The organism is Aeromonas sp. FDAARGOS 1417 (genome assembly GCF_019046985.1).
Classification (GTDB): Bacteria; Pseudomonadota; Gammaproteobacteria; order Enterobacterales; family Aeromonadaceae; genus Aeromonas; species Aeromonas veronii.
In genome coordinates this window covers 303,924-319,207 of sequence record NZ_CP077221.1, presented here as the reverse complement: position 1 = coordinate 319,207, position 15,284 = coordinate 303,924, and the positions used below count along the sequence as shown (strand labels likewise).

The window sequence follows — 15,284 nt, the reverse complement described above, 5'->3', positions numbered from 1 at the left end:
AGTCCTCGTTCGAATCTTTTACGCAGGGAGAGCCAAGATGAAGAAAGTTGCCTTGATCACCGGAGCCCGTGGCGGCATCGGATCCGCCATCACCACCGCCTTGCTGGCCCAGGGGTATCGCATCATCGCCACCCACTCCAGCGCCAACGGGGCAGCGGCGCACGACTGGTACGGGGAGCAGGGTTTTCGGCCGGATCAGGTGCGGCTGCTGGCGCTGGACGTGGCCGACACCGCCATGTGCCGCGACACTCTGGGCCGATTGCTGCAGGATGAAGGGCGGGTGGATGTGCTGGTCAACAATGCCGGCATCACCCGGGACGGGGCCTTCAAGCGAATGACCCCGGAGCAGTGGTTCGAGGTGATCCACACCAACCTGTGCAGCCTCTACAACGTGACCCAGCCGCTGTTTGACGCCATGTGCGAGCAGCGCGATGCCCGCATCATCAACATCTCCTCGGTCAATGGCCAGAAGGGGCAGTTCGGCCAGGTCAACTACTCGGCCGCCAAGGCGGGCATGCTGGGCTTCACCAAGGCGCTGGCGGCGGAAGGGGCCCGCTTCGGAGTGACGGTCAACGCCATCGCCCCCGGCTACACCGCCACCCCCATGGTGGAGGCGATCCGCACCGACATCCTGGACAGCATCAAGGCCGACATCCCCATGCGCCGACTGGCCAAGCCCGAAGAGATCGCCGCCGCTGTGGTGTTTCTTGCCAGCGAGGCGGGTGCCTATATCACCGGCGAGACCCTGGCCATCAACGGCGGTCTCTACATGAAGTGAGGCCGGGCCTGTTTTCACCGGCCTTGCATCGACAGAGGGCAGCCCGCGGGCTGCCCTCTTTGTTTGATCCTTGTTTGCTCTTTGTTTGCTCCGGCCAACCGGAACGGCCTTCTTCCTTGCCCCGGCTACGGACGTGTCGCCGCGGCCCCCACCGGTTCGGCGAAGTGGCTGCGCAGGGCGGCGATCACCCGGCGCACCTTCTCCGGGATCTCCCGCTGCGGGGTAATGGCGTGGATCTCCATGGGTGGCACCCGAAAGCCCGGCAGCAGTTCCAGCAGGCGGCCCGAGGCGAGATCTTCGGCGATCTCCCCCTCCGGCTGCAGCGACACCCCCTGCCCCGCCAGGGTGAACTGGCGCAGCGGCAGCACGTTGTTGCAGACCACCCGCGGCTTGGGCTTGACCCTGTGCCCCTGCCCCTTCTCGTCGAAGAAGGTCAGCCCGCCGCTCAGCATATCGGCGGCCAGCCAGTCATGATCCAGCAGCGCCTCCGGGCTGCGCGGCGTCCCCTTGCGCGCCAGATAGGCGGGAGCGGCGCAGAGCAGCATTCGGGTTTGCCCCAGTTTACGGGCCACCAGGGTCGAGTCAGGCAAGGTGCCGACCCGCAGCGCCACGTCGATCCGCTCGGCAATCAGATCCCGCTTCTCGTCGTCGGCGATGATCTGGATGGTGAGGCCGGGATGGGCCTGCAACAGCGGCGAGAGGGCCAGAGCCAGCGGCTGGCCCGCCATCCCCACCGGGGCGGTGATCCGCACTTCCCCGAGCAGGGCGTCGCGCACCTCCGAGAGGCGCAGCTCGGTCTCGCTCAGAGTCTGCTGCAACGCCCGACACCCTTGCCACACCACCTCTCCCGCCTCGGTCAGACTGAGACGACGGGTGGAGCGATGGAGCAGGGGCAGTCCGAGCAGGCTTTCGAGCTGGCTGATATGCTGACTGACGGCGGAGGGGGTCATGCCAAGGGATTTGGCCGCCCCTGTCATGCTGCCCGCTTCCACCACGGCGGCGAAGATGGCGTAACGTCTGAGCTGTTCCATTATTAAATCCAGCTTATAAGTGAATGCTTTTTTGAGGTGATTATTAAATCATAAATGGCGGCGTAGGATAGCCCCATTCCAACAGTGAAGGAGAGTTCCCCATGAAGATTGCCCTGATCGGTGCCAGCGGTTTTGTCGGTTCAGCCATCCTGAACGAGGCCATCAGCCGCGGCCATCACGTCACCGCCATCGTCCGCGATGTCAGCAAGGTGGCCGCCCATCCGCAGGTCACCGCCGTGGCGGTGGATGCCCAAAACCCGCAGGCATTGGCCGAGGTGCTCAAGGGGCACGATCGGGTGATCAGCGCCTACAACCCGGGCTGGAGCACACCGGATATCTACGACCAGTACCTCAAGGGCGCCAACGCGATCGTCGCAGCAGCCAAAGCGGCCAACAGCTGGCTGCTGGTAGTAGGTGGCGCCGGCAGTCTGGAGGTTGCCCCCGGCGTGCAACTGGTGGATACCCCTGAGTTTCCGGCCGAGTGGAAACAGGGGGCGCTGGCGGCCCGCGACGGTCTCACCGCCCTGCGTCGTGAAACCACCCTCGACTGGCGCTTTGTCTCTCCCCCGGTGTTCCTCGAACCGGGCGAGAAGCGCGGCGGCTATCGGATTGGTGGCGATCAGGTGCTCTTTAGCGGCGAACAGCCTGCCGGGATCACCGCCGGTGATCTGGCCGATGGCGTGCTGAACGAGATGGAAAAACCGGCTCACCAGCGCCAGCGCTTTACCCTGGGTTACTGAGAGCCAGCAGGCGGTTAAGGCCAGAATACGCGGTCACTCGCCTGCGCACCCGGTCAGGTGAAAAACCGCTCAACCAGAAGGGAGGCATCCGCCTCCCTTCTGTTTTGGCCATTTTCTGTTTTGGTCATTTTTGCCGCTGGTAGCTTGCCTCTGGTTATCACTCTCCCCCTCATCGCTGCCCATTTACCCCGCAATGGCTGCGCAAAAAACCGCAGCCCATCAGACACCGAATTCCATTTCGAATTTTGTATATAACTAAGAATAATTTGTTGTTTCCGTCTTATAACACCGAACAGTAGCATCCCCTTTATCCCAGATGGCGCCACACTGTCGCGCCATCCCGTTTGCCGCTTATCAGGTCTGCCAACAGCGAGGCAGTGCAAGAGATGGCGCCAGAGATAACGAAAGAGTGAGGAGGTGTACATGGAACAGCCACCACTGCCGATCATCGATCTGGCTGCCCTCAACGGGGCGCCCGAGGTGCGTCGCCCTATGCTGGCCAGGCTGGCCGCGGCCGCCCGCGATGTGGGCTTTTTCTATCTGACAGGACATGGCCTGAGTGACGCAGAGCAGCGGGAAACCCTGGCGCTGGCAGCGCGCTTCTTTGCTCTGCCGGAGCAGGAGAAGCTGGCGGTGCAGATGGTCAACAGCCCCCACTTTCGCGGCTACAACCGGGTCGGTGCCGAGCTGACCCGCCAGCGGCCGGATCTGCGGGAGCAGTTCGATATCATGAATGAGGCGCAAGCCCTGCCTGCTGCTCTGATCCGTGAACCCTGGCAGCGGCTGATCGGCTCCAACCAGTGGCCGACCGCCTTGCCCGAGATGAAAGGCCATCTGCTGGCGTGGCAGGATCGTCTGAGCGATATCACCCTCACCCTGCTGGCCGCTTTTGCCGAGGTGCTGGAGCAACCGGCCAACGTGTTTGACGACAGTATTCGCGGCGCCCCCTACCAGCACATGAAGCTGATTCACTACCCGGGGCAAGAGGCGGGTGGCAGCAGTCAGGGGGTCGGCGCCCACAAGGATCCCGGCTACCTGACGCTGGTGATGCAGGACAATCACTCGGGGCTTGAGGTCGAGACGGCCGACGGCTGGATCTCCGCACCGCCCCTGCCGGGGGCGCTGGTGGTCAATATCGGCGAGCTGCTGGAGCTGGCCTCCAACGGCTATCTCAAGGCGACCCTGCATCGGGTGGTGAGCCCGCCGCCCGGCGTCTCGCGCCTCTCCTGCGCCTTCTTTATGGCGGCGCGGCTCGATGCCACCGTGCCCCTGCTCAGCCTCTCCCCCGCGCTGGCAGCGCAGGCGCAAGGGCCGGAGAGTGACCCGACCAACCCACTCTTTAATCAGGTGGGGGAGAACGTGCTGAAAGGGCGGCTGCGCTCCCACCCGGACGTGGCGGCGCGTCACTATGGGCCGTTGGAGCCCGCTCGCTTCCAGCGCACAGAGAGCGAAGCGATACCGGCCTGAGCAGCGCAAAGATTCGCAGGCGGGTATATGCATAAGCCACAAGCCGCATGCACATACCCGCGCTGACAAACACAACAAGCAACGAACAACAAAACAAGTCATGGCCAGAGCCTGGCCATCACGGAGCAACACGATGAAATTCAAGACCATGAGCGTACACAGCGGCCAGCGGATCGACCCCCAGACCGGCGCCCTCACCACCCCGCTCTACCAGAGCAGCACCTTCAGCTACTTCAACGCCCAGGCGGGCAAGGAGCGCTTTGCAGGTCAGGCCCCCGGCTTTATCTATAGCCGCTTTGGCAACCCCACCACCGCCGAGCTGGAGCAGAAACTGGCGGCGCTGGAAGGGGCTGACGAAGCGCTGGTGGTGGCGAGCGGCATGGCGGCGGTGAGCGCCATCATGTATGCGCTTGCCGACAGCGGCGATGAGGTGGCCTATATCGGCCCGCTCTACGGCGGCACCGATGCCTTCCTCAAACAAACCTTCAGCCGCGCCGGTATCAAGGTCACCGCCTACGAGAGTGACCGGGATCTGCTGGCCAACATCCGCCCCGCCACCAAGGTGGTACTGTTCGAAACCCTGACCAACCCCACCCTCAAGGTGGTGGATCCGCGACTGGTGGTGGAAGCGGCCCGCAAGGTGGGCGCCATCACGGTGTGTGACAACACCTTCCTTACCCCCTACCTGCTGCGCCCGCTGGAGCTCGGGGTCGATGTAGTGATGCACAGCGGCACCAAATATCTGGGCGGCCACGGCGACATCATCGCCGGGGTGGTGGCAGGCTCTCACGCCCTGATGAAGTCGATCCGCACTGTGGCCCTCAAGCATATCGGCTCCCCCATCGGCCCGCAGGAGGCCTACCTGCTGCAACGCGGGGTCAAGACCCTGCCGCTGCGGATGGATGCCCACCTGCACAATGCCCAGAAAGTGGCCGAGTTTCTGGCGGCACATCCGGCGGTGAAGAAGGTGATCTACCCGGGGCTTGCCAACCATCCAGGCCACGATGCTCTCAGCGCCTTCGCCAGCGGCTTTGGCGGCATGGTGAGTATTGAACTTGAAGGCGGGTTTGAGCGCTGCGCCACCCTGCTCGATAACCTACAGCTATTCGTGCAGGCGGTGAGTCTGGGGGATCTCGAGAGTCTGGCCTGCCATCCGGCCAGTACCACCCACGCCGCCATGGACGAGGCGAGCCGCCTCGCCGCCGGGGTCAACGACGACCTCATCCGCTTCAGCATCGGGGTGGAAGATGCGGACGATCTGATCGCCGATCTGGCCGCCGCGCTGGCGCAGATCTAACCGGGCGCGCTTTTACTCGCCGACAAAACAGCGGCGAGTGAGATGCCCCAAACACAACAACGGCCCATCAAGGGCCGTTGTTGTTTGTTGCGCTATGGAAAGACGGGATTTACTCCTCCCACACCACCACCTGGGATGAGGGCCAGCGATCCCCGACCTGGGCGTACTTTTGCTCCAGCAGGTGACGCTTGATCTTCATGGTGGGGGTCAGCACACCGTTCTCGATATTCCAGGGGGTTTTCACCACCAGAATGCCGCGAATTTTGGCATGAGATTCCAGCTGATCGTTGACCCGTACCCGCGCCGCTTCCAGTCTGGCGTTGACCTCCTCCCGATTGCCCTTCATGGCACTCTCGGCCAGCTGCACCAGCGCAATGGGCTGGGGCATGCCATAACCAATCACGCAGAGCTGTTCGATAATGGGCTCCTGCCCCAGCAGTCCCTCAATGGGCACCGGCGCCACATACTTGCCCTTGGCGGTCTTGAACACATCCTTCATCCGGCCGGTGATGGTGAGATAACCCTCCTTGTCCAGCTTGCCCATGTCGCCGGTATGGAGCCACCCCTCGGCATCGATGGCCTCGGCGCTGTGCTCGGGATCCTTGTAGTAACCCAGCATCATCCCTTCGCAGCGGCAGAGGATCTCACCCTCGTCGGAGATCTTGATGGTCACCCCAATCCCCGCCTTGCCGACGGTGCCGATCTTGTCAGCGCGGAACGGGTAGTTGATGGTGGAGTAGGCGTGGTTCTCGGTCATACCCCAGGCTTCCGTCACCTTGAGGCCGATGCTCAGATACCACTCAAGCAGCGCAGGGGAGACAGGCGCGGAACCGCAGCCGAGTACACGGGCCTGATCCAGTCCCAACCCCTTTTGCAGCTTGCGTTTGATAAGGCCGGAGATAAGCGGGATCTTGAGCAGCAACGCCAGTTTGTTCTGGGGCAGCTTCTCGTGGATCTTGATGCGGAACATGGCCCACAGTCGTGGCACCGAGATAAAGACGGTGGGACGGCAGCGTTTGACATCTTCGATAAAGGTGTCGAGGGATTCGGGGAAAGCGATAGTAGCACCGCCATAGAGGCTACCGCCGTAGATGTAGACCCGCTCGGTAATGTGAGCCAGCGGCAGGTAGGAGAAGCCCCGATCGGCCTGGCTCAGGCTCACCGTCTCAACCAGCTTCTCGCACGACCAGGCGTAACGCTCGACGCTCAGCATGGCCCCTTTCGGCTTGCCGGTACTGCCGGAGGTGTAGACCAGACTCAGTAGGGAGTCAGGGGCCTGCACCGGGCTGTCAGGGATCGGCTCGTGCGCCTCCAGCAGATCGTCCCACTGGTGGCTGGCCGGCATGGTGTCGTAGGGGAAGGCGATGCGCAGCAGATCGGCGGGTACGCCAGCCTCCTGACTCTTCCAGTCATCCAGCTTGCCGACGAAGATCGCCTTGGCCTCGCTGTGGCGCAGCACATATTCGATGGTGTCGACGTTGGCTGTCGGGTAGATGGGCACGCTCACATACTGCCCCATCTGCATCGCCAGATCGGCGATAAACCACTGGGCGCAATTCTTGGAGAGCAGCGCCACCTTGTCACCGGCCACCAGACCGAGGTGACGCAAGGCCGTCACCATCCGCCGCGCTTCATCGGCCACTTCACCCCAGGTGAAATCGACATATTCGCGGTTGATGGTTTGACGCAGGTAGGTTCGATCAGGACACTGCCGCTCCCAGTGATAGAGCATCTCGAGCGGCAGTTTATTGGCAATGCGTGAGGAGGAGGCCATAGTTTAATCCCTGAAACAAAAGGCGAAACTTATTATTAACCTTTCACTAACTTCAGGGGAAGGATAAACTCAAACTTCAGTTTGAATTGTGTATCCGATCAAGCTTCTGCGTCTTGTTGCAAACGACTCCACATCGCCTGCACCAGCTTTTCATCCTCTTCAGAAAGCTCACCTTGCAAGATCGCCTCGTTGAGGCTGCGCAGCACATAGCTCTTGACGTCCCGCACCAGGGTCTTGCCTTCCAGCTCGGCCCGGGCAACCGCCAATGAGATATGACCTCGCAGGTAACCCCCCGCAAACAGCTCATCGTCGGTCGCGGTGGCAACCATGCTGTCGATCAGTCCCAACAACTTGTGCTCAAAATCGTGAATCGTCATGTAACGCAGCCTCATTTGCGGCAAAAAATTCGGGGGTATGGAACCGCAATCCGGTTGATTGCAGCTCTCTGGCGCCAGGCCAGCAGCGTCCTTGGCGTCCTATTCCGGGTTGGCCACCGGGTAGATGACCTGATCCTTGTATCCCGTGGTTATTCGCAGATAACCACGCAACGCCCGGTTTAATTGCGGATCATCGGTGTCCACCAGCAGCGGCCTGCCCGCAAGGGCGGCAAGCTTGGCTTTGGTTGCCAGCACCTGGATATTGTCCAGCCCGACACACCGAATCACCTCTGGACTCAATTGCTGATTTCCGCGCCCGAACAGATGTCCCTGTCCGCCTATCAGGGTAATGATCAGTCGGCAGCGACGGCCGCGGATCCGGGTCAGGATCTCGGCGGCGCTGAGATCCTGCCCGATAAGTCGGCCATTTTCCACCAGATCCACACCGAGCAAAGTATTTTCCAGACCGAGCTCAGCCATACAGGCTGCCACCGTGCTGCCGGAGCCCATCAGATAGAGGGTATCGGGCTCCATCTGCTCCACCACACCGGCGGCGAGATCCGCCAACACCAGCTCTTCGGACTCCTTGCCCCCCTGTTTTACCGCCTGTACGTAACGCAGATCGCCGGGCACCTTCAGCTGGCCGTAGTGGCGGGCCCGCACCTTGCCCGCGCGAAACGCCTCCTCGTCGATGTCGCGCACCTCGGCATCGATCAGGCTGAGCAGTTCCCCTGCGATCATCCGCGCTACCACCCGCCCGCTGGCAGCGGGCGTCACCCCGTAGACGCCGGAGTGGATCTTGCACCCCGCCGGAATGCCGAGCACATGGCAAGACTCCCCCACCGCGGCGCAGATATCCCGCGCCGTGCCATCGCCACCGGCAAACAGCAGCAGATCGACCCCGGCTTCGCGCATCAGCCCGGCGGCGTGGCGGGTATCATCGGCAGAGGTCATCTCCCCGACCGGTTGATAGATGACCCGACAGGGCAACCCCAGCTCGCGGGCCACCGCCTCCCCCATCTCTCCCGCCACCGTCAGCAGTTCAAACGGGACGCTCAGCTCGCACAGTGGCAACAAGGCTTGCCGCGCCCGCTCCTGCGCCTTGGGCACAGCGCCACGGGCCAGCGCCTCGGCCACTACACCGTCACTGCCCTTGAGCCCCACTGCACCGCCAATCCCGGCGACCGGATTAATAATGAACCCTAATCGAAACATGCCTGCCTCCCTTGCGATGGCCACCATTTTTATCTTTTCCCCCCTCTGGGACAAGCAGTGGCGCCCCTGCTAGAATGCGCTGCTTCAATTTTCCAACCAATTTTCAACCAAGGTTCAATCATGCTGGAATGGGTTCTTGATCCCTCTGCCTGGGTCGCACTCGCCACCCTTACCCTGCTCGAGATCGTGCTGGGCATCGACAACATCATCTTTATCTCCATCCTGGTAGGTCGCCTGCCGGAGGCGCAGCGTCAAAAAGCGCGCATTCTGGGTCTGGGGCTCGCCATGGGTACCCGGATCCTGCTGCTGCTCTCGCTGGCCTGGGTGATGCGCCTCACCGATCCGCTCTTCACCGTGCTGGGTGAAGCCATCTCCGGCCGCGATCTGATCCTGCTGCTGGGGGGCCTGTTCCTCATCGGCAAGAGTGCCCACGAGATCCACGTCACCCTGGAAGGGGCAGCCGAGCCGGAGAGCGTCAGCAAAGCGGCCTCGGGCTTTATCAGCACCCTGATCCAGATCGCCATCCTCGATATCGTGTTCAGCCTCGACTCGGTGATCACCGCAGTCGGCATGGCCGATCACGTGCCGGTGATGGTGCTGGCCATCATGATCGCCGTCTTCATCATGATGTTTGCCGCCAAATCCATCGGTGATTTCGTCGATGCCCACCCCACCATCAAGATGCTGGCCCTCTCCTTCCTCACCCTGGTGGGGTTTGCCCTGATGGCCGAGGGGATGGACCTGCATATTCCGAAGGGCTACATCTACTTCGCCATGGCCTTCTCGCTGGTGGTGGAGATGATCAACATCCGCCTGCGCAGCCATCACGACAATAACGGGCAAAATAGCGCGCAGTAACCCAGCCCCACATGCCCTCGCGACCCCAGCTGTCGCGATCAAAAAGAGCGCCGATCGGGCGCTCTTTTTTATGGGTAACGAAACGATGAAAGGGTTATTGATCGCTGATGACGATGGCAACCCGGCGGTTGGCGGCCCGGCCCTCTCTGGTCTTGTTATCCGCCAGCGGCATGGTCTCGCCACGGCCATGGATCTCCAGATTGGCTGGCTTCATGCCGACCGAGACCAGCACATCGGCCACCGACTGGGCCCGCTTCAGGGAGAGCTGCTGGTTGTAGCTGCTCTCGCCGGTATTATCGGTGTGGCCATCCACCCGCGCCTTGTCCAACCCTACGCCAAGCAGTGTTTTACCCAGTTTTTCAACGGATTGGCGAGTCTGGGGATTGAGCGCCCCCACGTTGTTGGCAAACAGCACCCGGTTGGCCAGATCCAGCGTCCACCCCTCATCGGTCAGATAAAAGCCCTGCTCCTTGAGCACGGCGATTTGCTCCGGGGTCAACCCCTTGGGCGCGCTCTGACAACCGGCCAGCAGCGACAACATCAACCCCAGCAGGGTCACTTTCAACAGGTGGGTGATCTTCATGGTTTGCTCCTTGTTTATGTTGTTATTCTTGCCAGTCAGGCGATGGTTTGCTGTTCACTGCGGCGCGCCCGTTTCGCCAGATACATGGCTGCATCGGCCTGAGCACACAGCACGCTGGCACTCATGCCCGCCTGATAGACGGCGAAGCCGACACTCACCTCGGCCACCAGCTGACGACCGTCACGCAGCGCCACCGGTTCGCTCATCGCCTGCTGGATGCGGCCAATCACCTCTTCCACCTCATGCTGTCGCTGGAGTGGGCCAACCAGCACCGCAAACTCGTCACCACCGAGGCGAAACACCAGATCATCCGGACGCAGCTGATGCTGCACCCGTCTTGAGAGCGCGATCAGCACATCGTCACCGGCGTTGTGCCCCAGCGTGTCATTAATTTGCTTGAAACGATCGCAGTCGAGATAGAGCAGCGCAAACCCCTCTTGCTCGCCGAGGGAGATGGCCTGCGCGAGCCGCGCTTCAAACAGAGCGCGATTGGGCAGTCCGGTGAGGGCATCGTGGGTCGCCTGATGGAGCAGGCTGGCATTTTCGCGGGCCTGCTGGGCCTGCCAGGCTTGCAGCTCGTCCAGCAGGGAGTTGAAGTCATCCCCCAGCTCGTTAATCTCGACGATATCGGCCGGTGGCGCCCGCATCCCCAGGGTGCGCTGTCGGCGTACCGAGTGGGCGACAAGTGCCAGTTTGCGCAGCGGTGCGGTGATGGAGACCTGCATCCGGTCAGCCACATAGAGTGCCACCATGGCGCTCAGCATCAGGCAAACCACCATCGCCAGCAGCGCCGAGAGCAAAAACAGCAACAGATATTCACCGTGGCCGCGCAGCTCGATGGTGGCGATCTGCTCACCACCCCGCAGCATGGGGAGTTTGACAGGCCCCGGCATCAGCAGTTGGGCCAGATAGTCTTCGAGCGTCACCAGCGGATTGCTTCTGGGGCGCTCCCAACTGGCGAGCAGCTGGCCATTGGTCAGCACGATAGTGGCTTCGGCCACCTCTTCCTTGGCAACGATGCCACTGAGCGCCTCGCTCGCCGCCTCCTCATCATGGAACACCACCGCCGCCTCGGCGCTGTAGCTGATGGCGCGGGCTACCAGCTCCAGATTGTGGTCGGCGTAAAAACGCACTACCAGCAGGGCCACCAGAGTAAAAAAGAGTCCTGCCACGCTGACGGCTGTAATGGCGGCCACCAGATGGGTTCGCCCCAGGCTCTGACGCAGGGTCAGACGGCGGGGAGCCGCGCTCACCTGTCGTCTCATGGAACCCCCTTGTCGGCATGGGCCAGCTTGAGCACGGCGGGATGCACCCGCACGCCGCTCAGGGCCAGAGCATCGAGGTTCACTTTAAACCGCACCCGCACGCTGTCCGGCGAGGTCTGCAGGCAGAACACCGAGCTGGTGGAGCAGTCGTGGTTGTATTCGCTGATGCTGAGCACAGGGTGCCCCTGCAGGCGGGCAAACAGCGCAATCCGGGTCGGATCGTCGAGCACTCCCAGATAGAGCACATCGCAGTGATCGCTGATGGCCGGATCGCTCGCCTCGTAACGATGGACCTGCACGGTGCGTCCATTGGCCTGACGATCGATGGTAAAGAGGGCGCCGGCATATTCGGTCGGCGCCGCCACGCACATACGCAGCACCGCAGGCTCGGTGGGCCAGCGGGTGTAACTCATGATATCGAGCACCAGCTCCCTGACCGCCGTCGCCCGGCTCTCTGCGGCCGTTTCCGCCAGCGCGCGGGGCAACAGCAGGCCAAACGCAACCAACAGGAGCGCCAGACGGGCAGTTAAACGGGGGGAAAAGAGTAACAGCATGATCGGGAGGTAGTCGCCTTGACAATACCGCTGCTATGGCATTGCGGTTCGGGTACATGAACCCAGATAGTAAGTTGGCTGACACTGGCCTGACAAGTCTCACCCCACCATCAACTACCGAGTTCGTGTAAAGAAAACGGAGAGCCCGTCTGGTAACGGGCTCTCTGGTGGCAGGCAACAAGGCGGAAATCACTTCTTGCTGATGCCGTATTCCCGCAGCTTGTTGGCGATGGCGGTATGCGACACGCCCAGGCGTTTAGCCAGCTGGCGCGTCGACGGGAAGGCGGGATAGAGCCGGGCCAGCAGCTGGCTCTCGAAGCGCTTCACCGCATCGTCGAGATTCCCCTCAAACCACTCGTCGATCAGCGGCATGGTATCGGCCGCCACCGGCAGGTCGATCTGCTCGGGCCCCAGCTCATCCCCTTCCAACAGGGTCATGGCACGGTAGAGACAGTTGCGCAGCTGACGCACGTTGCCCGGCCAGCGGTAGGCGGTCAGGTAGTCGGCCATGTTGCGGGTAAAGCGCGGACGGGGTCGCTGCAACTCGCTGGCAAAGCGGGAGACAAACTGCTGGGCCAGCACCATGATGTCTGCCTTGCGCTCGCGCAGGGGGGGCAGCGCCAGACTGAGCACGTTGAGACGGTAGTAGAGATCCTCGCGGAAGGTTCCTTCGTGCACCAGATCCAGCAACTGCTTCTGGGTGGTGCAGATGAAACGCACGTTGACCTTCACCTCCTGCTCGTCACCGACCCGGCGGAATACCCCATCCTGCAACACCCGCAAAAACTTGGTCTGCAGATGGGGAGACATGTCGCCGATCTCGTCCAGCATCAGGGTGCCGCCGCTCGCCAGCTCCAGCACGCCGCGCTTGCCCTCGGTGTTGTTGCCAAAGGCGCCGGGGGCATAACCAAACAGCTCGCTCTCGGCCACGTTATCGGGCATGGCGGCGCAGTTGAGGGCCATAAAGGGGTGGCTGGAGCGCAGGCTGGCCCCGTGACAGGCACGGGCCAGCAGCTCCTTGCCGGTGCCGGTCTCGCCGACGATCAGCAGCGGCGCGTCCTGCATTGCCAGTTTACGCGCTTGCGACAGCACCTCTTTCATCTTGGGACTCTCGGCCTGCAGATGCTCGAAGCCCCCCACTTCCACCGCATGAAGCGCGCTGAAGTGCAGGCCGACCCGGCGGGCAGATTTGAGCACCACTACGGCCCCGGCCAGCGCCTGCTTGCCGCGGGCTTCTGCCACGAACAGCGGCATCAGATCTGCCAGATACTCTTCGCCATTGAAACTGAGCTTGCAGGTCTGCGGCTTGATCTCGCTCGCCTCCAGCCAGCGGGTGAAGGAGAACCCCTTGACCAGCGAACCGAGCGCCACCCCGCGCACCTCCTCCACCGGCAAGCCGAGGGTGGTGAGGGCAGACTGGTTGGCTTGGGTCACCTTGCCCTTGCTGTCGAGGGAGAAGACCAGATCCGGCAGCGCCTTGAGCAGCGCCTCTATCTCGTGGTGCTCTCGCTCGGAAGGCATGTAGGGGATGGTCTTGACGTCGTAGACGCCGGGAATACGGCGGATCTCCGGCATCAGGTGCTGAAAATCACTGAACTCCAGCTCGGGAAAGTTGAGATAGATGATGCCTGAGGTATCGATTTCGATGCCGCGCAGATCGATATTGTGCTCCACCAGGCGGTCGAGCAGTTCCCGGGTCAGGCCCAGGCGGTCTTCACAGCTGACTTCAAGACGCATTCGGGACACACTTCCTAGCTAACTCTATGAATGAGCGGATAATACAGTCTCGATCCCCCCAGTGCGAGCGCCAGCCCATAAAAATGCGGGCCTGCCCCGCTTTCGCAGGCAGGCCCGGGTCAACCGATGACGCTGCTGTGGGGCGCGATTACCGGAGCAACTGATCGGTGCGCGCCGCCATGATGAAGTCGTTGCGATGCAAACCGCCGATCTTGTGGGTCCACCAGCTGACGGTCACCTTCCCCCATTCAGTCAGAAATGCAGGAAGGGGGATACTCCGCCTCAACCTGTTCTCAGATTATCTGGGCAATTGGTCTGTACGCGCAGCCATGATGAAGTCGTTGCGGTGTAATCCGCCGATCTTGTGGGTCCACCAGCTGACGGTCACCTTCCCCCACTCGGTCAAGATAGCGGGATGATGGAACTCCGCCTCCGCCAGCTCGCCCAGACGGTTGGCAAAGGCCAGCGCCTCCTTGAAGTTGCGAAATGTAAATTCCCGCCGCAGTTGCAGCGCCCCCTCCACCACCAGCGGCTGCCAGTCGGGGATAAGCTGCATCAGCTCGCGCAGCTCCTCATCACTCACCTTGGGGGCATCGGCGCGGCACGCTTCACACTGTTGGCTGGCCAGTTCGGACATGGGTTACTCCTGCTTGAATTAATGAAAATGAAATAGGGCTGTTTGCTTTTGATCAGCTCGCCTGTTTGCCAGCGGCAACCTCAAAACGTGGCGGATAGAGGCCAAGCCGGCTGGCCTCTGCCAGAGCAGCCATGATCTCCTCCCCGGTCAGCTGGTAGAGATGCTCGAGACTCGGCAGCACAAAATAGGTGGGCTGCATGATGTCGATGCGATACGGGGTGCGCAGCACAGTCAGTAGATCGAAGGGTTGCAGCAGCGGCTTGCCGGAAAGGGCATAGGCGGTCTCGCCGATGGAGGAGAGAATGCCGCCACCGTAGATACGCAGCCCGTCCGGCGTTGCCAAGAGGCCAAACTCCACGGTGAACCAGTAGAGCCGCGCCAGAAAGACCCGCTGCTCCTTGCTCGCCTGCTGCCCCAACTGACCGTAGAGGTGGGTGAAGTGGGCAAAGGCCGGATTGGTCAGCATGGCGCAGTGGCCGAAGATCTCGTGAAAGATATCGGGCTCTTGCAGGTAGTCGAGCTCGTCCCGGCGCCGGATAAAGGTCGCCACCGGAAACTGGCGATTGGCCAGCAGGGCGAAGAAGCGATCGAACGAGATAAGCGCAGGCACCGCCGCCACCGACCAACCGGTCGCAGGCTGCAAGACGGCGTTGATCTCGGCCAGCTGGGGGATGCGATCACGGGGCAGCCCCAGCCTGTCGAGACCGGCCAGATACTCGTTACACCCCTTGCCATCGAGGGCGGCGAACTGGCGTTCGATCAGGATCTGCCAGGTGCCATGCTCCTCGTTGCTGTAGTGGATCACCCCGTCAGCATCCGGCTGGTGGGCGGTGTAGAAGGTCGCCATAGCTGTTCCATCCTCTGGCGCCACATCAGGCGCCTTGCCGTTTCATCACGGCTTCAATGTAACGAAATGGCAACAAAAAAAGCAGCCGACCCATGAGTCGGCTGCCTGAAACAGTTGTAAATAA

The 15,284-nt window shown here is 61.9% G+C and carries 14 protein-coding genes and 1 pseudogene; 5 read left to right on the top strand and 10 right to left on the bottom strand.

The window, feature by feature from the left end; all coding sequences use genetic code 11:
* The first annotated feature begins 37 nt into the window (after positions 1-37).
* A complete protein-coding gene (locus I6L47_RS01420) occupies positions 38-778 on the top strand; it encodes an SDR family oxidoreductase (protein ID WP_016350525.1) in 741 nt (246 codons plus the stop codon).
* 125 nt (positions 779-903) lie between these two features.
* On the opposite strand, the gene I6L47_RS01415 is transcribed toward I6L47_RS01420, so the two are convergent.
* Positions 904-1,809 carry a LysR family transcriptional regulator gene (locus tag I6L47_RS01415; protein ID WP_216948474.1) on the bottom strand — a complete coding sequence of 302 codons (906 nt, stop codon included), beginning with the start codon at positions 1,807-1,809 and terminating at the stop codon, positions 904-906.
* A gap of 101 nt (positions 1,810-1,910) precedes the next feature.
* On the opposite strand from I6L47_RS01415, the gene I6L47_RS01410 reads away from it, so the two are divergent.
* From I6L47_RS01410 to I6L47_RS01400, 3 genes are all read left to right on the top strand, one after another.
* Entirely contained in the window at positions 1,911-2,549 is a 639-nt protein-coding gene (locus tag I6L47_RS01410) for an NAD(P)-dependent oxidoreductase (RefSeq protein ID WP_216948473.1), read from the top strand.
* 423 nt (positions 2,550-2,972) lie between these two features.
* Positions 2,973-4,016, top strand: a complete 1,044-nt coding sequence (locus tag I6L47_RS01405; RefSeq protein ID WP_216948472.1) for an isopenicillin N synthase family oxygenase — start codon at positions 2,973-2,975, stop codon at positions 4,014-4,016.
* 133 nt (positions 4,017-4,149) lie between these two features.
* Positions 4,150-5,313 carry a PLP-dependent aspartate aminotransferase family protein gene (locus tag I6L47_RS01400; protein WP_005361156.1) on the top strand — a complete coding sequence of 388 codons (1,164 nt, stop codon included), beginning with the start codon at positions 4,150-4,152 and terminating at the stop codon, positions 5,311-5,313.
* A 109-nt stretch (positions 5,314-5,422) separates the two neighbouring features.
* Here I6L47_RS01400 and I6L47_RS01395 read toward each other — a convergent pair whose 3' ends face one another.
* The 3 genes from I6L47_RS01395 to I6L47_RS01385 all read right to left on the bottom strand — a co-directional run bounded on the left by I6L47_RS01395 (position 5,423) and on the right by I6L47_RS01385 (position 8,679).
* Positions 5,423-7,087 carry an AMP-binding protein gene (locus tag I6L47_RS01395; RefSeq protein WP_005333638.1) on the bottom strand — a complete coding sequence of 555 codons (1,665 nt, stop codon included), beginning with the start codon at positions 7,085-7,087 and terminating at the stop codon, positions 5,423-5,425.
* A 98-nt stretch (positions 7,088-7,185) separates the two neighbouring features.
* Entirely contained in the window at positions 7,186-7,464 is a 279-nt protein-coding gene (locus tag I6L47_RS01390) for a YfcL family protein (protein WP_005333639.1), read from the bottom strand.
* A 99-nt stretch (positions 7,465-7,563) separates the two neighbouring features.
* Positions 7,564-8,679, bottom strand: a complete 1,116-nt coding sequence (locus I6L47_RS01385) for an ATP-NAD kinase family protein (RefSeq protein WP_216948471.1) — start codon at positions 8,677-8,679, stop codon at positions 7,564-7,566.
* Between the two features lie 120 nt (positions 8,680-8,799).
* Here I6L47_RS01385 and I6L47_RS01380 point away from each other — a divergent pair, with 120 nt between their 5' ends.
* Complete coding sequence (locus tag I6L47_RS01380; protein ID WP_005352619.1) at positions 8,800-9,537, top strand: TerC family protein; 738 nt, start codon at positions 8,800-8,802, stop codon at positions 9,535-9,537.
* 94 nt (positions 9,538-9,631) lie between these two features.
* On the opposite strand, the gene I6L47_RS01375 is transcribed toward I6L47_RS01380, so the two are convergent.
* From I6L47_RS01375 to phhA, 6 genes and pseudogenes are all read right to left on the bottom strand, one after another.
* Positions 9,632-10,120 (bottom strand): OmpA family protein, encoded by a 489-nt coding sequence (locus I6L47_RS01375; protein ID WP_005333642.1) that lies wholly within the window; start codon positions 10,118-10,120, stop codon positions 9,632-9,634.
* Positions 10,121-10,155: 35 nt separating this feature from the next.
* Positions 10,156-11,385 (bottom strand): diguanylate cyclase, encoded by a 1,230-nt coding sequence (locus tag I6L47_RS01370; RefSeq protein WP_216948470.1) that lies wholly within the window; start codon positions 11,383-11,385, stop codon positions 10,156-10,158.
* Positions 11,382-11,939: a YfiR family protein gene (locus tag I6L47_RS01365; protein WP_139494226.1), complete on the bottom strand. Its 558-nt coding sequence runs from the start codon at positions 11,937-11,939 to the stop codon at positions 11,382-11,384. Before I6L47_RS01365 ends, I6L47_RS01370 begins: the two co-directional genes overlap by 4 nt.
* Before the next feature lie 189 nt (positions 11,940-12,128).
* Complete coding sequence (tyrR, locus tag I6L47_RS01360; RefSeq protein WP_005333656.1) at positions 12,129-13,676, bottom strand: transcriptional regulator TyrR; 1,548 nt, start codon at positions 13,674-13,676, stop codon at positions 12,129-12,131.
* Positions 13,677-13,830: 154 nt separating this feature from the next.
* Positions 13,831-14,313, bottom strand: a pseudogene (locus tag I6L47_RS01350) (4a-hydroxytetrahydrobiopterin dehydratase); the annotation flags it as partial.
* Positions 14,314-14,365: 52 nt separating this feature from the next.
* A complete protein-coding gene (gene phhA / locus I6L47_RS01345) occupies positions 14,366-15,160 on the bottom strand; it encodes a phenylalanine 4-monooxygenase (RefSeq protein ID WP_216948468.1) in 795 nt (264 codons plus the stop codon).
* Positions 15,161-15,284: the final 124 nt, after the last annotated feature.